This is a genomic window from Acinetobacter sp. WCHAc060033, assembly GCF_004209125.1.
Taxonomy (GTDB): domain Bacteria; phylum Pseudomonadota; class Gammaproteobacteria; order Pseudomonadales; family Moraxellaceae; genus Acinetobacter; species Acinetobacter wuhouensis.
On the sequence record NZ_SGSW01000008.1, the window covers coordinates 24,151 to 41,495 of the forward strand.

20 protein-coding genes are annotated in these 17,345 nt (G+C 36.9%); 10 read left to right on the top strand and 10 right to left on the bottom strand.

Features of this window, described 5'->3' with window-relative positions; all coding sequences use genetic code 11:
- Window positions 1–68: 68 nt before the first annotated feature.
- From EXE10_RS04825 to EXE10_RS04835, 3 genes are all read right to left on the bottom strand, one after another.
- Window positions 69–419, bottom strand: coding sequence for a DUF488 domain-containing protein (locus tag EXE10_RS04825; protein WP_130112547.1), 351 nt, complete (start codon window positions 417–419; stop codon window positions 69–71).
- Between the two features lie 27 nt (window positions 420–446).
- On the bottom strand, window positions 447–893 hold the full coding sequence (locus tag EXE10_RS04830; protein ID WP_130112548.1) for an SRPBCC family protein: 447 nt from the start codon (window positions 891–893) through the stop codon (window positions 447–449).
- A 142-nt stretch (window positions 894–1,035) separates the two neighbouring features.
- A complete protein-coding gene (locus tag EXE10_RS04835; RefSeq protein WP_068974907.1) occupies window positions 1,036–1,404 on the bottom strand; it encodes a ribonuclease E inhibitor RraB in 369 nt (122 codons plus the stop codon).
- A 198-nt stretch (window positions 1,405–1,602) separates the two neighbouring features.
- On the opposite strand from EXE10_RS04835, the gene EXE10_RS04840 reads away from it, so the two are divergent.
- Both EXE10_RS04840 and EXE10_RS04845 read left to right on the top strand, forming a co-directional pair.
- Window positions 1,603–2,223, top strand: coding sequence for a ribosomal protein L7/L12 (locus EXE10_RS04840; protein ID WP_130112549.1), 621 nt, complete (start codon window positions 1,603–1,605; stop codon window positions 2,221–2,223).
- Window positions 2,224–2,271: 48 nt separating this feature from the next.
- Window positions 2,272–2,922, top strand: coding sequence for a hypothetical protein (locus EXE10_RS04845; RefSeq protein WP_130112550.1), 651 nt, complete (start codon window positions 2,272–2,274; stop codon window positions 2,920–2,922).
- Between the two features lie 38 nt (window positions 2,923–2,960).
- Here the strand turns inward: EXE10_RS04845 and EXE10_RS04850 are convergent, their stop codons facing one another.
- Window positions 2,961–3,971 (bottom strand): metallophosphoesterase, encoded by a 1,011-nt coding sequence (locus EXE10_RS04850; RefSeq protein WP_130112551.1) that lies wholly within the window; start codon window positions 3,969–3,971, stop codon window positions 2,961–2,963.
- Window positions 3,972–4,067: 96 nt separating this feature from the next.
- Here EXE10_RS04850 and EXE10_RS04855 point away from each other — a divergent pair, with 96 nt between their 5' ends.
- Window positions 4,068–5,696, top strand: coding sequence for a phospholipase D family protein (locus EXE10_RS04855; RefSeq protein WP_068974911.1), 1,629 nt, complete (start codon window positions 4,068–4,070; stop codon window positions 5,694–5,696).
- A 53-nt stretch (window positions 5,697–5,749) separates the two neighbouring features.
- Here the strand turns inward: EXE10_RS04855 and EXE10_RS04860 are convergent, their stop codons facing one another.
- A complete protein-coding gene (locus tag EXE10_RS04860) occupies window positions 5,750–6,556 on the bottom strand; it encodes a lysophospholipid acyltransferase family protein (RefSeq protein WP_130112552.1) in 807 nt (268 codons plus the stop codon).
- Window positions 6,557–6,844: 288 nt separating this feature from the next.
- On the opposite strand from EXE10_RS04860, the gene hflX reads away from it, so the two are divergent.
- From hflX to EXE10_RS04890, 6 genes are all read left to right on the top strand, one after another.
- On the top strand, window positions 6,845–8,176 hold the full coding sequence (gene hflX, locus EXE10_RS04865; protein ID WP_087552324.1) for a ribosome rescue GTPase HflX: 1,332 nt from the start codon (window positions 6,845–6,847) through the stop codon (window positions 8,174–8,176).
- Between the two features lie 43 nt (window positions 8,177–8,219).
- Complete coding sequence (locus EXE10_RS04870) at window positions 8,220–8,591, top strand: hypothetical protein (protein ID WP_130112553.1); 372 nt, start codon at window positions 8,220–8,222, stop codon at window positions 8,589–8,591.
- A 9-nt stretch (window positions 8,592–8,600) separates the two neighbouring features.
- A complete protein-coding gene (locus EXE10_RS04875) occupies window positions 8,601–9,269 on the top strand; it encodes an LrgB family protein (protein WP_130112554.1) in 669 nt (222 codons plus the stop codon).
- Window positions 9,270–9,360: 91 nt separating this feature from the next.
- Window positions 9,361–9,810: a DUF2147 domain-containing protein gene (locus EXE10_RS04880; RefSeq protein WP_068974916.1), complete on the top strand. Its 450-nt coding sequence runs from the start codon at window positions 9,361–9,363 to the stop codon at window positions 9,808–9,810.
- A gap of 260 nt (window positions 9,811–10,070) precedes the next feature.
- Window positions 10,071–10,517: a DUF2147 domain-containing protein gene (locus EXE10_RS04885; RefSeq protein WP_130112555.1), complete on the top strand. Its 447-nt coding sequence runs from the start codon at window positions 10,071–10,073 to the stop codon at window positions 10,515–10,517.
- 512 nt (window positions 10,518–11,029) lie between these two features.
- Window positions 11,030–11,479: a DUF2147 domain-containing protein gene (locus EXE10_RS04890; protein WP_068974918.1), complete on the top strand. Its 450-nt coding sequence runs from the start codon at window positions 11,030–11,032 to the stop codon at window positions 11,477–11,479.
- A 118-nt stretch (window positions 11,480–11,597) separates the two neighbouring features.
- Here the strand turns inward: EXE10_RS04890 and EXE10_RS04895 are convergent, their stop codons facing one another.
- The 5 genes from EXE10_RS04895 to pdxA form a co-directional block, all read right to left on the bottom strand.
- Complete coding sequence (locus tag EXE10_RS04895) at window positions 11,598–12,443, bottom strand: hypothetical protein (protein ID WP_130112556.1); 846 nt, start codon at window positions 12,441–12,443, stop codon at window positions 11,598–11,600.
- 214 nt (window positions 12,444–12,657) lie between these two features.
- On the bottom strand, window positions 12,658–13,509 hold the full coding sequence (locus EXE10_RS04900) for a symmetrical bis(5'-nucleosyl)-tetraphosphatase (protein ID WP_130112557.1): 852 nt from the start codon (window positions 13,507–13,509) through the stop codon (window positions 12,658–12,660).
- Window positions 13,510–13,512: 3 nt separating this feature from the next.
- The gene (gene rsmA, locus EXE10_RS04905; RefSeq protein WP_130112558.1) at window positions 13,513–14,325 is read right to left on the bottom strand and encodes a 16S rRNA (adenine(1518)-N(6)/adenine(1519)-N(6))-dimethyltransferase RsmA; all 813 of its coding nucleotides are present in this window, start codon (window positions 14,323–14,325) and stop codon (window positions 13,513–13,515) included.
- 362 nt (window positions 14,326–14,687) lie between these two features.
- On the bottom strand, window positions 14,688–15,536 hold the full coding sequence (locus tag EXE10_RS04910; protein WP_130112559.1) for a pilus assembly protein PilJ: 849 nt from the start codon (window positions 15,534–15,536) through the stop codon (window positions 14,688–14,690).
- A 64-nt stretch (window positions 15,537–15,600) separates the two neighbouring features.
- Window positions 15,601–16,572, bottom strand: a complete 972-nt coding sequence (gene pdxA, locus EXE10_RS04915; RefSeq protein WP_130112560.1) for a 4-hydroxythreonine-4-phosphate dehydrogenase PdxA — start codon at window positions 16,570–16,572, stop codon at window positions 15,601–15,603.
- Window positions 16,573–16,906: 334 nt separating this feature from the next.
- Here pdxA and rplM point away from each other — a divergent pair, with 334 nt between their 5' ends.
- Window positions 16,907–17,335 (top strand): 50S ribosomal protein L13, encoded by a 429-nt coding sequence (gene rplM / locus EXE10_RS04920; RefSeq protein ID WP_068974924.1) that lies wholly within the window; start codon window positions 16,907–16,909, stop codon window positions 17,333–17,335.
- Window positions 17,336–17,345: the final 10 nt, after the last annotated feature.

Below are 17,345 nucleotides of genomic sequence, written 5' to 3' on the forward strand. Positions count from 1 at the left end.
AAAGACGATCATATCATTTATATATTTTTCATCAACTTAAAAACCATATTTAAATTAAGGAATAAATACTATTTCAATGTCGTCAATACATCGATCAATACCGTGACATGATTATGCCCTTCATTTTTCGCTGCTGTAAGCAAGGTCACCGTTTCATCATCGGTCAATTGCTTTAACTCAGCCAATTGAGACTGAACACTTTGCAACTCAGCCTTATACCTTTGCTGAAACTCATCCCAACGATTTTTAATATCTTCGTGATACCATTTACGCAGTTCATTGGATGGCGTGATTTCTTTTAGCCACAGGTCAATTTTAGCATCTTCTTTTTTAATACCACGTGCCCACAAACGATCAACTAAAACTCGTTTACCGTCATTTTCAGACGGCACATCATAAATACGTTTGGTTTGAATCATTTTTATGCCTTATTTCTTATTTAAATTTTACTGATCTGGAATACTTGGGTTCACAAGAAGCCCGAACAATTGTAGTGATTCTTGCCATCCTAAATAACAAGCCTCAACAGGAATCATCTCTGGAATTCCAGACTGAGTAATATTGACCTCAGTACCAACAAGCACGCCTTTGATCTCGATAATCACTTCAATTTCCCCTGCTAGTTCAGGGTTATCAAAATGATCAAAATACCGAATCCGCTGATTGGGAATCAGTTCAACATACGTTCCGCCAAAAGAATGTGTCGAACCTGTAGAAAAATTGGTAAAAGACATCCGATACGAACCACCAACTGCTGCATCCATCTGATGAACCTTGGCAGTAAAACCATGCGGTGGCATCCATTTTACAATAGCATCTGGGTCTAAAAAGGCTTTATACACTCGTTCTGGTGGGGCACTAAATACACGGTGCAATTTCACAGTATTGCTCATACTCATATCCTTGAGTGTTTTTCTTAAAAATTCAGTCTACTGCGATCTATTATTGAGCTTTGTATGGCTTTAGTAGTTTGAAACTTAAATAAAAAAGCATATCAGACAAGATATGCTTTTTTTTACTTTCGATCGATAAGAATTATTCTTCTAAATCTTCATCATCAAAGACATAAGCTGTGCAGCCCCAACCATCGTATTCGCCTTCATGTTGCTCTGCGATCTTGGTAAACCATTGTTCTAAATCGTCAATGTCTTCATGCTCAGGATACATATTGACATAAACCGTAATCACCCATTCATTCGGATCAACTTCCTCATCTAAATATAAAGAAATTTTCTGTTCTTCATGAAGTAAATAAATGGCACACTTTTCAGCCAATTGCTGAGTTTTAAAATACAAAGAAAATTCAATTTCATGAATTTCTTCAAGATCGTCACCATCTTCGTGCATTTGCCAAAGCAAATTACCATTGTCATTTTCTGGGAATTTTTCTAAATCACGAGTCATGGCATCGTCCTCATTTCAGTTTTAAGTATTGAATTTACAATATCAAAGATTTATGACAGTTTTAAAATATTGCCGATTCACACACAAATTACTACTTTTATTTCACATTGTTTTGTAATAAAAATAAATATTATCAATTGAAAATGACACGCCTGATGTGTTGGGCGAAAAATAATTAAAGAAAAATATAGGTGTAGAATGCCACAATTTAGCCCACAACAACGCCAAGAAATTTTCTCACTCCTTCAACAAAATCGTAAAGTTGAAGCGGTCAAATGGGTCAAGGAACATTCAGGTCTAGGCTTAAAAGAATCTAAAGACTGGGTTGAACAACTGATTGAAAATCCTAACTTTGATGATAGCGATAGTCATCATCTCGACTCTGGTAATTTAGACTTTGAACCCGATGAAACGCTTTACCCTCTTCATAGCAGTACTTATAAGGCACTTCAAAGCCAATATGACACAGGTGAAATCTATATCTTTTATCAAGATGGTCGCAAAGAACTCATCGATGAAGATCATCCTGAATGGGATGCCATCATGGATCAATTTGCTCATGGAGAACACTTTGAAACAGCCGATGAGTTTTTAGATGCAATGGAAGTGAGAAATGAGGAAATTTTTCATCGAGATTATCAAAGTGACACTACAAATACTTCCCAAAACCAACACTCATACTCTCGCCCTATGTCAACACAGACTCAACCCGTAGGCATCGAAGATCAATCTAAGAAAAGTGGTCTTTCACGTCTTGTTATGATCATTGTGATCGTGATTATTGCGGTCATGGCTTATCAGTTTATTGGCAAGTCTTGATATTCTATTGTTCGTCAAACCAAGCCTTTACATAGGAAAATAATAAAAATGAACCAATTAAAGGAACTTAATCCTGAACAGTTACAGACCTTTATTGATTACATACATACTGATCGATTAGATCAAGCTGAAATGTTCTTGATCGAAACAATCAACTTAAAACCCACTGCGGCAAATAATTTGGTTCAACTTCTGCACGAAGATGCAGATGCACTGCAAATGTTTAAAGAAAATCCTCAAATTTTAGATCAACAGCAAACTGATTCAAACACGAAATCCAAAATAGAATCAAACACTTTTGAATTCAGCTTTCATTCTAGTAAAATTAAGATGACGGATAAAGATGGAAAAACCACCGAAATTAATGATCAAAGCCCTGAATGGGACAATATCAAAAAACAACTTAACATCGACTTATCGCAACCCGATGCGCTATCCAATCTTGCAAAAAACTTGATGGATGGACATTTACACATGAATAGTACCGAGTCCAAAGGCTTTGATTCGAAAAGTTTTGACTCAATTTTTACCAACAATCAAACCACCGAGACCACACAGCATACAACTTCAAATCACCCCAATATGCCTAATTCCGGTGTAGAAGATTTAACAAAGTCGAAGAAATCTAACTCAATTTTACTTATCATTGGATTGATAATTTTCTGTGGCATTCTTGGATTGTACTATTTTAAAGCTTGAAGACTTTAATCTGAGCTCACCCAATGCTCCACAAATAACTAACTCAATTCAATAATATCAATGGTTGGCGGTACTCGAAAACGGAATGGAACACCAACCATTCCCGTTCCAACACTGACAAACACATCCGCATTGGCATGTTTATATAATCCACGTTTATGTCCCAAAATTGATACTTTTTTCATGACATAACTGGTCAGCCACGGCAATTCAACTTGTCCACCATGGGTATGCCCTGACAGCATCAAAGGACGTGTTGAAAGTACTGGAACCATATCCACAGTATCTGGATTATGCGAAAGAATTAACCAAGGTTTATCTTGTGGTAAATCAGGCATATAACGCATATCTGCTTTACCTGCCCACAAATCACCTACCCCAATCAGCCTAAAATCATCAAATTCGACAATTTTACCTTCAATATCCATGACATTATTGACTTCAAGCGCATGTGCCAATAAAGCTTGAATCGGAGGTCCAGGATATTGTTCATCGTGATTACCATTGACAGAATAAATAGGTGCTTGAATGTCTTTTAAAATCGACAATTCTTCTGCTAATTTATTTTCAGGCTCGTAAGTCCAATCTCCTGCAACAACAACAAAATCAGGCTGTTCCAAGTTCACTTTTTTGACAATGGTTTTGAGTTGACGCTCATGCCCTGAAAAAAGTCCAATGTGTAAATCCGCAAGTAGCGCCACTTTAATCGGTTTAGTAAAGGCTTTTTCTTGTCCTAATTTATATTGGATATGTTGAACATGCACCGTATGCGGCTCTATAAAGCGTGCATAAATCAATAAAGCACTAAGCAAAAATATAAAAATACTTTCATGTAAAGAAAATTGACCGATCCAACCTGCATAAATGCTAAAAAATAACAACGGAATTAATAAATAAGACAGGTAGAATGCTAATAAATGGACAAATGACTTAAAAGGATGGATCGTTTCAGTTCTAGACTGGCTTAACCATGCTTGGCTTATTCCCCAAACTGCAAGCACGATAAAGCTAAGATAAAAAATTGAGCTTATAGTTAGGGTTGGAAACATATTCAATCTCTTAAGTACAAAGTACTCGTCATCTCATTATTTATCTTTCAGAATATCCTGATTATACTCTAGCACGGATGAATCTCAGAAAATATTATGCAACGAACGATCAATCGTAATACTCAATTACAGCAAAAACATGACAATCAACCTGCAAAATCATGGTTAATTGTGATCAGTTCATGCCTTTTTCTTAGTCTTTCAGCTTGCAGTACACTTCCGAAACAGGAAACAATTAAGCCAGAATATGCTTTTGACACAGACACTCAAGATACTGATTTAGCAAAAATTATCACACCTCTAAAAAGTCAAAATCCTGAACTCACAGGCTATCATGTTTTATATGATCCTCTTGAAGCGATTGCCGCACGAATTAATCTAATCGAAAAAGCTGAAAAGACTTTGGATCTACAATATTACATTTGGGACAATGACAAAATTGGTTCATTGGCATTGTATAAAATCATCGAAGCCGCAGATCGTGGGGTGAAAGTTCGCTTACTTATTGATGATAATAATGCAGGTAAAATGGAAGGTGTTTATCTGGCACTTGATCAACATGCCAATATTGAAGTAAAGCTCTTTAATCCCTATCGTTTTAGAAGTTTACGCCCTGTAGATATGGTTTTAGATTTAAAACGTATCAACCGCCGTATGCATAACAAAACATTTACCGCAGATAATCAAATTTCATTGATTGGCGGGCGCAATATGAGTAATCAATACTACAATGTCAGTGATAATTATCAATTTTCAGATGTAGATGTGATGCTCGTTGGACAAGCAGTTGATGATATAGCACATTCTTTCGATGAGTATTGGAATCATAGCTATGCCTATCCCGTGAGAAATATCGTTAACCATAACAAATACACCTTACGCTATGACAGCTTAAAAGAACAACTCACCAAACATTATCAAGAAATTACCGTACAAAACTATTTAGATCTTAGTAACCGTACTCACGATTTTGATCAATGGCTCAACCATAACATTCAACTTGATTGGGTCAAAGCTGAAGTTGTGAAAGATGCACCAGATAAAATCCAAGCAAAAGCCAAGAAAGAACAGCATCTTGACTTCCAAATGGTTAATCGCTTAGAAACACCAACTGAAAAAGTAGATCTAATTTCAGCTTATTTTGTCCCTCAAAAAGAAGGGAAAGAAAAACTGACTGAATTGGCGAACAAAGGTGGGAGTGTTCGTGTTCTGACCAACTCATTTAAAGCCAATGACGTTGCTTTAGTTCATGCTTTTTATGCAAAATATAGAAAAGAATTACTCAAAAATGGAGTAGAACTTTATGAGTTTCTGCCTGCTGTTTCGGAAGAAAATCTATATGCAAACTCCAAAGAAATTTCCAAAAAAGCAAAAGTGAGTTTAAAAGGTTTAAGTCGTTCAAGCCTACATGCAAAGCTTATGGCACTTGATTCAAAACAAGTTTTTATAGGTTCTTTTAATTTTGATCCGCGTTCAGCCAATTTAAACACAGAAATCGGCGTAATTATTAACAGTCCTCCATTGGCAAATGCAGTGCATAAAACCATGGATGATAATTTAAAAAAATATGCTTATAAATTAGTGCTTGATTCAAAACAAAATATTAACTGGCTCAAAGAAACGCCTTCAGGCATCGTGACGCTACGTAAAGAACCTAAAATGAAATGGTGGCAAAAAGCTGGAGTTAAGATGATTTCATGGTTGCCAATTGAAGGCTTTATGTAAGCCTTCAATAGATAAATCATGTAAAAAATTCAAAATAGATTAGGCGCTTAAACTTACCCTAATACTTCTTTTTGCAAATCTTCTAAACCCTGTTGCATCGTTTGCTGAACCAATGCCGTCAAACTTTCAACAGTATGACCCTCGGTTGAAATTGCTGGAAAAGTTTTTAAATGTGCTGTGACTTTCGGCATTTCCAACACACCCTGCACATTTTCAACAAAAGTTTCATTGCCGATAAATGGTACAACGTTGTCTAACTGACCTTGTTTATTGACATAGCAAATTACACAAGTTTGCACTGGTTTTTTCGCTTCAATCGCTGCACCGAGGATACGACCATGGACTTTTTTAACTTTCGTGCCATCGGTCGTAGTCGCTTCTGGGAAGAATAAAACGGGAATATCTTTCGTTAAAAATTCAGCAATTTGCTCGCGAATACGAACTGAATCACCCGACCCGCGTTTGATGAATAAAGTCCCTCCACCTTTAGCAAGATTGCCTAAAACAGGCCAACTCTCGATTTCAGCTTTCGCCAAAAAAAAGACTCGCGCACCTGAACCCAAAACAGCAATATCTAACCAAGAAATATGATTACTCACCCACAGCGCAGGTTCACGTGGAATTTCCCCATGCACACGAACATCGACATTAAAGACTTCGCTTAAACGACGGCAGAAATACTGAACATAACGAGTATTTTTAGGATTGTTTGGATCTTTGTAGAGCTGATGGCGATAAACCAAATAAAAACCTTCAGCGACCGCTGAAGTCCCTGCCACCAATTTTTTACTGTATAAAAATAGTTTTGAGAATGGATTTAAACTTGATTTCGACTTTTTGGTTGCTTGTTGTTGAGTCATAGACATTCACTAAACAGAATATATTTCATATTAAACTGAGATTATTGTATACGCATCTTGAACAACTTGCATTGATCATAAAGACATAAACGATAATTCGTACACTTAAAATTTAGCATGGCAAAATGCACAAAAATAAGCATGATTTAATTTTAAATGTTTCATAAAAATTTACTTTCAAATCAAACCCCATGAATTTAATTGTCATACTCAAGCGCCTGTTTAGGATTTACAGCACAATTTCCTTTAGAATGAATCTATTCATTTAATGTTTGAGTTTAATCATCTGTGGAATACTTACAGCAAAATCAAGGTGGTGAAAAAACCATTTTAGTCAGTGTTAATGTACAAATCTTGGAGGATTTGGATGCTGAAGAATTTCGTTTGCTGGCAAAATCTGCAGGTGCGGAGATTTTTGAACATTTAACTGTACAAAGAATTAAACCTGACCCTAAGTTTTTTATCGGTTCAGGAAAAGCAGAAGAAATTGCTGAACTGGTGCATGTTGAAGAAGTACAACTGGTGATTTTTGACCAAGCCCTTTCCCCTGCTCAAGAGCGTAATTTAGAACATATTTTAAAATGTCGTGTGATTGACCGCACAGGCTTAATTCTCGATATTTTCGCGCAACGTGCGCGTACCCATGAAGGTAAATTACAAGTTGAACTGGCTCAGTTAGATCACCTTTCTTCACGTTTAGTTCGTCGACATAGCAATCTCGACAGTCAAAAAGGCGGGATCGGTTTACGTGGACCTGGTGAAACCATCCTTGAAACAGACCGCCGTTTACTGCGTATCCGTATGGATCAACTTAAAGATCGCCTAGAAAAAGTCCGTAAAACACGTATTCAAGGTCGTGCAGCACGTCAAAAAGCCAATATTCCAACGGTTTCTCTGGTTGGTTATACCAATGCTGGAAAATCAACGCTATTTAATATTTTAGCCAAAAGTGATGTTTACGCAGCAGATCAGCTCTTTGCTACGCTAGATCCGACATTGCGACGCTTAAATTGGGATGGGATTGGTACATTGGTTCTTGCTGATACTGTCGGTTTTGTGCGCAATCTGGCTCATTCTTTGGTCGAATCTTTTAAAGCGACTCTAGAAGAGACTTTAGAAGCCACATTATTGCTCCATGTGATCGATTCAAGTAGCCCAGACATGATGGAACAAATTGATGCAGTAGAAACAGTCTTGCATGAAATAGGGGCTGATATTCCGACCCTAAGGGTCTATAACAAGATTGATCAAAGTGGTGAGGAAGCTAAAATCATTTATGCAAAACCTCATCAACCTGAACGTGTATATGTCTCAGCCCATAGCCAACAAGGCTTAGACTTACTCCGCCAAGCAGTACATGAATGTTTAATGGGGCAAATTCAGCGCTTTGAAGTGCGTTTAAAACCAGCTTATGGAAAATTGAAAAATCAACTCTATGCACTGAATGTCATTGAATCTGAGCACTATGATGATGAAGCAAACTTACTTTTAAATGTCCGCATGGCGCCCCATAAGTTAGAACAATTAATTAAACAAGCGCATTTACCCATTGATGAAATCCTAGGAACGAAAGCCAATCAGTTCAAAAAACCATTAGAAGAGTTTGAAATAAAGCCTTAAATCGGTTAAAACGTGAAAGATCAAACTTTATAAATCAAAACACATGGAACAGTTAAAACGCGTTGATTGGCAAGCTTGGATTTTTACCATCGGGTTAATTATTTTTTTCCGAGAAGCTTCTGTTTGGGTCATGTCACAGTTTAATCATCCTGAACTTGGAAATTTAACAGGGCTTCTTAGCTTGTTATTTGTACTGGTCATTTGGCGTAGATTTAAAAAGATCCCTGCTCGTCTGGTCGATACGAATAATAAATTGATGAGAGAAAGCGGTTTTGCTTTTTTACCCGTCTGCGCAGGCTCACTGATCATGCTCGTCAGTATGGGCAAAGAAATTCCGTTATTTTTGGTTGTCATGTTTATTAGCACGCTGATTCCATTGTGGATTTACGCAAAAATGGCAAAAAAGTGGTTATAGGAGATTGAAATGTTAAGTGTACTCACCGGATTTTTCATCACCCTAATTGCTTACCTTGCTGCAAAACCGATAAATAAGCGTTTTCCTCAAGTTCCACTTTTAGTGATCGCGATGTTTCTCGTGATCGGTATCTTGCTTATTTTGAGAATACCTTATGAAAAATATAATGCGAATATGAATGGATTATTTAGCCACCTCTTAGGCTATGTCACTGTAGCTCTAGCAATTCCTTTGGCATCCATGCGCTATGACGATCTACCACTCAAATCTGTGGTCGGTATTTTAGTCTTCGCCAGTGTCAGTGCAGTTGCCTTACCGATGAGCTTGGCATACTTACTGCATATGTCTGAACCAACCATCATGGCGTTTGCAACACGTGCTGTCACCACGCCAATTGCGATCAACATCGCAACTTTGTTGCACTCACCAGTCACTTTAGTGATTTTAATTGTTATTTTATCAGGTGTGATTGGATCAGCATTTTCATCCATTATTTTACGTAATATCAATGATGAACGTGCCTCTGGTCTTGCTCTAGGCCTTGCAGCACATGCGATTGGAACTGCTCAGGCATGGCAGCGCGGTACAGTTGCGGGTCGTTATGCTGCGTTTGGAATGGCAGTAAATGCTGTATTCACCGCAATCTGGTTGCCAACATTTATACTTTTTATAAAATAATTGCGACTTTATTCACTTTTCACGTGATTGCATAGAGTAATTATTCAGCTTAAGATAAATTAAATTACCCATTTCGATAAGGATTCGATAAATGAGGCTCAATAAATTTATCTTAAGTGCTTTATTCTGTTCTATAAGTTTTAGCAGTATGGCAAAGGACATCACTGGTATTTGGAAAAATATTGATGATAAAACAGGCTCATCTAAAGCTGTGCTCGAAATTCGCAAAGAATCCAACGGAACCTATACAGCTAAAATTATTAAAATTACACCACGCCCAGGTTACACACCTAAAGAAACTTGTATCGACTGCCCTGCGCCCTATACAAACAAACCAATCTTAGGTATGGATGTACTTAAAAACCTTAAACAAACGGATGAAGATGATTTTACTGGTGGACGAATTATAGACCCGCTAACAGGTAAAATTTATTCAATGAAAGCCAAACTTAATCCAACGGGTAACCGTTTATCACTCAGAGGATATGTCGGTGTTTCAGCATTGGGGCGAAGCCAAACTTGGATTCGTGAAAGCCAATAAATCGCTAATATTGCCCAATAAGTCTAGTCTGCTGATCTTTGATCAATGTGGTTCTTAGTCACACACCGACTAAGATTACTACTCTGCACTAGACTCTGCATATTATTCGAAATTAAAACACCAAACCAAAATTTTATAAATAATGAGCAATAATGTTTCTCTCCATGTATATATTTGTATATAAATCATAGGACTTGGTTTTAGATGGATGAAGCAATAATAATTTTTATGCCAAACAAGGCTTTACTAGGGGTGTATAAATGAAAAAAGGACTTTTCAGCTGTATATTATTAGGGATAACAAGCTGGACACATGCAGCCGATATTATAGGAACTTGGCGAACTGTTGACGATAAAACAGGATATGTACGTGCTTATATTAAAATTGAAAAACAAAGCGATGATACTTATATCGGTAAAATTATCAAAGACTTTCCAGCACCTGGTGAACCCCCACTGACTCAATGCCGTAATTGCCCTGCTCCATTTACCAATAAACCGATTATTGGGCTTACTATTCTGCAAAAAATGAAAGTTGATCCAGATAATCCCAATCACTATATTGACGGTGAAGTCCTTGATCCTCGTGCAGGAAAACTTTATCACGGGAAGGCACGCCTAAATGCAAGTGGAAACCGCCTAACGCTAAGAGGCTATATCGGTATTTCCATGATTGGGCGTAGTCAGACATGGATCAGACAAGAATAGCGAAAGGATTCATTTGCTCTGTCGAATAGAGTAAATCACGTCTTTATATTAAAAACTAATTCTACTCAATAAAAACCACTGCAATATCAATACTTAGTAAATTGGCTATATCTCTTAAGTTTTAAATATAGTCAATTTACTGCTATTTAATACAGCACAAAAAAATATTCAAACAAAAACTCACATTAATATTTTTTTTTGTGATATAAAACACAATAATATTTAAGTCATTCATAAACACATTATTAATTAATAGAATTTAATTATATAATGTAGATTATGAATTAAAACTAAATAAATTTATTTTTGTTAAAGTAAAACGATCTATTGGTGATATACATAAGCTTTAACAAATGAGAAAAAATTCTTCTCGAAAGCTATATGGGTATCACCGTACTCGGTCATACCTAAGCAAGGTTAGAAGTTGACTCAATGCCAACTTTAACTACGGTGGTTTCAAAATGGAGTTCTCTTAAATCAAACCTCATTTGAACTATTTAAAGGAATATAATATGAAAAAATTTAATAAAATCATTTTATCAGCATGCTTACTTGGATTTAGTAGTGTCACCCTAGCTCAAGATATTCTAGGCATGTGGCAAAGCATCGATGATAAAACAGGTGCGCCAAAAGGCGCTGTTAAAATCACAAAAGATGAAAATAATATTTATACAGGTACCATTACCAAATTGACACCGCGCGTTGGTTATACACCTAAAGAATTTTGTGTTGACTGCCCTGCACCATTTACCAATAAACCCATGATTGGACTAGGTGTAATTCAAGGTTTGAAAAAGGTCGATGACTTCAACTATGTTAATGGAAAAATTTTAGATCCCAATACAGGAAAAATCTATAGCTTAAAAGCAAAATTAAGCCCTAATGGCAAACGTCTCGTTTTAAGAGGCTATATGGGGGTATCTGTACTAGGAAGAAGCCAAACATGGATTCGTTTAGACTAAAACCTAGTTCTACACTAACAAATGCTGATCATATTTTCAAAACATGATCAGCATAAACTTAAATCCAAATATTAAGTCAACAGCTCGCCCAAAATAATAATCAGCACTGATAACAATATTAATCTGTTAAATGATGGAGACCATGTAAAGTCATCATCAAACCTTCTTTTGCAGGAATGGCTAAACTAAAATTATTTTTTAAACTCGCAGCAAAATCACCTTGATAAATTTTCATGCCTTGATGGGTTAAATTCGACTTGGCATCAATATATATTTTCTCTCCAATGCCTTCCCATAAACGACAAAAACCGTAGTCTTCAGACAGATAACGTCCCGTTTCTGGATCAACCATGACATCAAAGAAACGATAATGCAGTCCTTGATCTACGACATCTAACGAGTCTGGTACATATTTTAACTCAGGATAATGTTTCATCAATTTTTCAAATACTGCGCGTTTAATCACCATAAATCCTGTTGGTGCTTCACTCATTTCGATAAAGCCATCTTCTTGAATGTAAATATCAAGATGTTCTTTACCTTCTTCAACTCGCGCATTAACCGTATACCTCTGATAATTTGCTAAAAATTGCTCATAAGTCATCTTTTCAGGTAAGCCATCGGCAGGCCAGTGATCACGTTTCAATGGATAAACACCTGCTGCAATATCATAATCCGCTTGTAATAGACGGAAAGCTGCCTCTGCGCTAAATCCAATATCAGAATCAATCCAAAACAAATGTGTCCATTCAGGATTTTCTAAAAATGTCGCAACACAGTTATTTCTTGCACGTGTGATTAAGCTTTCACCTTGCATCAATAAAAATTGCAAAGGCATACCCTTATGTAAAGCTTGATGCTGAAAATTAAGCAGTGAGGTCAAATAATTATGAAAAAACTTGCCATCATGACTTGGAGTCACAACTAGCGGATAAATCGACTTTAGCTCTTCAATTGTTAACATTTTTTATTTCCATCATTATTCAAAGCCAATGAGCACAAACTTTATTAATTCAATATTTTCTTTAAATTCTAAAATAATCATTTTAGTTTGCAACGCTTTGATATTATAAAAAATCAATCTTCGAAACAATTGAAATCATCGTGAATTTAATGATTATTTATTTTCACTCAAAAAGTAGCGAAAAAAAATGCCACAAATCAGCGGCATTTTTTAATCATTCCGAAAACATTGGATTATCGACTTTAAAAACCTCTTTATCCTCTAAACGATAAGCAATCAATTGACGTCCCCAAACACAGCCACCATCGACATTTTGAATATGAGGATTAATCGTCCTGCCCTGTAACGCAGCCCAATGCCCAAAGACAATTTGATGCGTTTGGGCTGTTTTAGACGCATACTCAAACCAAGGTTTAAAGCCTTCAGGCATTGGCTCATCTAAGGCATCTTTAAAGCTAAACTCTAAACGCCCGTTTGTATCCGTTAAACGCATACGAGTCAAATAATTGGTAATGCAACGTAAACGTGCATTTCCTGTTAAATCATCTGACCAGACATCTGGTTCAGTGCCATACATTTCTGTTAAAAATGTATCTAAAACTGCAAAATCCTCATGTGAAATAACCGCTTCGACCTCTTTGGCATATTGAGCCGTTTGAGCTGCATCCCAAATATGCGGAATACCCGCATGGGTCAAAATGGTTTGATCATTAGGAAATACACACAGGGGCTGTTTACGCAACCAGTCAATCAAGTCATCACTTTCAAGTGCGTGAATCACATCATCGATACGATCTTTGTCTTTGAGTTTTTTAATCCCACGCGCCACAGCAAGTAAATTTAGATCATGATTTCCCAGTATCGTTGCTGCCGCACCACGTTCACAGAGTTTTTTAATGAAACGAATCGCACCGACTGAATTTTCACCACGTGCAATCAAATCACCTGCAAACCAAATAAAATCTTGGTCTGAATCAAACTGGATTTCTTTTAACAAAGCTTTTAGTGCTTCAAAACAGCCTTGTACATCACCAATCACATAGTTATATCGAATTGCACGGGTCATCTATTAAGCCACCATTTGATCTGACAATGCCACAAATTGTGCCAATGTTAATGTTTCAGGGCGTGCCATTGGATCAACCCCTGCATTTTCAAAACCGTCTTCCACCAACATACCTTTTAAGCTATTACGTAATGTTTTACGACGCTGCGTAAAGACATGTGATACCAAACGCGCTAAAGCTTTTTCATTTTTTGCCACAATCGGTTTAATTGCATAAGGCTCTAAACGGAACACCGCAGAAGTCACTTTCGGTGGTGGATTGAATGAACCAGGCGGTACTTCAAATAAGAATGTCGGTTTACAGAAATACTGAATCATCACCGACAAACGACCATATTCTTTGGTATTTGGCGAAGCTGTGATGCGATCTACCACTTCCTTTTGCAACATAAAGTGCATGTCTTTAACTTTGTCACCAAACTCCAAGAGATGGAATAAAAGCGGTGTTGAAATATTATATGGCAAGTTTCCAACAACACGTAAAGGACGATCTTGCTGGAAAAGTTCAGTGAAATCATATTTCAAAGCATCTGTTTCAATGATTGTTAAACGCTCAGGATGCGGCACACGTCCTGGTAAACCGGCTGCCAAATCACGGTCAAGTTCAACCACTGTGAGTGCATCACATTCACCGATTAAAGGCGAAGTTAATGCTGCCAAACCAGGTCCAATTTCAACAATATTGTCACCTGAACGAGGTGCAACAGAACGTACAATTTTAGCAATCACACGTTGGTCATGTAAGAAGTTTTGTCCAAAACGCTTCCGCGTATGATGCCCTTCATCTTTTGGGTTTAAGGCATTAATTTGATACATAAAAAAATCCAACGTGAAAAATTGATACAAAATCAGTAATAAGTGAAATCAAGCACCGAATGAACAGCAGCAATTAGACCAGTTTTGAATACTGTGATGCTAAGAAGGAGAAACGGTACACATAATTTACAAAAATGAATGAGTCTAAAATCATGCGATTGCTTTAGCTCATTTTGAGATTTTAACACAGCTCAAGCTTAAACGTGATACATCACTCAATCCACAACGATCTTTTCAATGATCTAATCTCCAACTATACATAGATATTGAATCATTCAACAAAAAGGCATAGCGCAACATTAAAGTCTTGCTATGCCTAGTTGATATATGATGCCAATTATTTTACAGCATTGGTTTTATCATTAATGTGAATTCATCTCTAATCTATTAATACGCGTAAAAAGATCTTCTGATTTGCTAATATTGTCTTGTGAAGCAAGAAAGACTCGCATTAATGAATCTCTATTTTTCTGTAAATCTATTGTGGCTGCTTTTAAAACCTCATCGGTATCTTGCTGAATGGCAAGCAAACTGTCTCGTAATTCTTTCGCTGTAATTTTATTGACACCTAATTCTGCATTTCCTTCAAGTTGTGCTTTTAAATATGCGTTAAATGTTTCTAGATCAGCTTCAAAATCTTCCATACTTGAACGAGAAAACTCATCATTTTCCATCATATTGGTTAATGATCGCAGAATACGTTCAGCGATAAACACTTGATTTTTAGCAACAACCACTTGAGTTGAAGGATAGTTATCTCGCGCCATTTGATCAACCATCAAATTATATTCAGCTTGAATACCTGGAATGACATCCATAGTTGCTATTCTAAGATCATATAAATGATTAATTTGTTTACTATTCTTTACAAGAATATCAATATTTGCACTAATCTCTTGTCCATCTTGCAATATTTGATTGGCTTCTTTGTCATTTGAATAATCTTTCTGAATCACAGCTAAAGCGTCTTTGAGTTTTGTTTGGCTATTTTCGAGTGCTTTTATTGTTTCTATGCTTCCCGAAGCCATTACCTGTTCAGTTTGTTTAGGAATCAATAAAGATAGAACCTTTAGATCACAAAGACTTTTCTGATCTGTCCCCAACGAGCAGGCAGACAGCATGGAGGCGATCATGACCGCCCCGATCATACTCATCCACCTAAAGCTCAATAAGGAATAATCTGCTTTTTTATGGCGTATCTTGTTATACATTTTCAAACCCTTTCTTATGTTGTTTTAAAGCAATTTTTTTAAATAATAATTTTTAAATAACCAATTATTTACGACGCGCTAACTCCAATGCCAAATCCACAGCTACATGTAAACTTGAGCTTTTGGCTAAACCTGTTCCTGCCAAATTAAGTGCAGTACCATGATCCACCGAAGTTCGTATAAATGGTAAGCCCAAAGTAATGTTAATGGCTTCACCAAACCCTTGAGATTTTAGCACAGGTAAGCCTTGATCGTGATACATTGAGAGAACAGCGTCTGCATCTTTTAAATTTTCAGGGGTAAATAAAGTATCCGCCGGCATGCTCAGACTCATATTCACGCCTTGCACTCGATAGCTTTCAAGCACTGGATTAATGGTGTCAATTTCCTCATGCCCGAGATACCCCCCCTCACCTGCATGTGGGTTTAAACCACATACAAGAACACGAGGATGCTCAATTTTAAATTTGGTTTTTAAATCATGATTTAGAATGTCGATGACTTGATGCAAACGCTGTTTGGTAATCGCATCTGCAACATCACGTAAGGGTAAATGTGTCGTTGCTAATGCCACACGTAGCGTTTTGGTGGCAAGCATCATGACTACACGATCCACACCAGCAAATTCTTGGTAATACTCAGTATGCCCACTGAAATGAATGCCAGCATCATTGATTACGGACTTTTGTACAGGTGCAGTTGCCACGCCAACACTTTGCCCTTCCATTGCAAAATAAGCAGAACGACGAAGCTGTTCTAATACATAAGCTGAATTTTCAGGATTTAATTCACCTAAAACCACATCTTGATTTAAAGGCACATGCTCGACAAATAATTGACCTTGCAGTGATGATTGCTCTTGTTGTTGATATTCAATAATTTCAATATTTTTATTTAAAATTTTGGCACGATCACGCAACATATGAATGTCTGCTAAGACCACGACTGGGCGCTCATCGGCACGATCTGCCAAACTCAAACAAATATCAGGACCTATACCTGCAGGTTCGCCACTTGTGACATATAAAGGAAGCATGACAATCCACTCAAGCCAATCTAAATTAATTCTATTATACGCGTGAATAACTATTTTTCTTTTCTAAGCTTTTAAATATTTGCTCATCAATATTCATGGTTATTCAGCTTCGATTTTGATTATCAATTGAGCGCTCCTCAATTCTAATACACTGATTAAACAGCTCAACAATTCATCCCAATTAAGCTTTGCTTTTTAAATCAACAATCAGTACAATAATGCACCTGAAATTCTAAATTTCGATTGTGGATTCTTCATGTTTCAGATAGAATTCGCACTCCTTTTGTTTGGACAGATTCCATAGTCCAAACCAACTATAATAGGTAGTGGTTTAATGAAAACTCTCAGCGCTAAGCCTGCTGAAGTTCAACACGACTGGTACGTTGTTGATGCTTCTGGCAAAACTTTAGGTCGCCTTGCGACTGAAATCGCTCGTCGTTTACGCGGTAAACACAAAACTTCTTATACTCCTCACGTTGACACTGGTGACTACATCGTTGTTATCAATGCTGAGCAAGTACAAGTGACTGGTAAAAAAGCACTTGATAAGAAATACTATCGCCACACTGGTTTCCCTGGCGGTATTCGTGAAACTAATTTCGAAAAATTAGTTGCTCACAAACCAGAAGAAATCTTCGAACGTGCTGTTAAAGGCATGTTGCCAAAAGGTCCTCTTGGTTATGCAATGATCAAGAAAATGAAAGTGTACGCTGGTACTGAGCATCCACATACTGCTCAACAGCCACAAGTTTTGGACATCTAAGGGATACTGC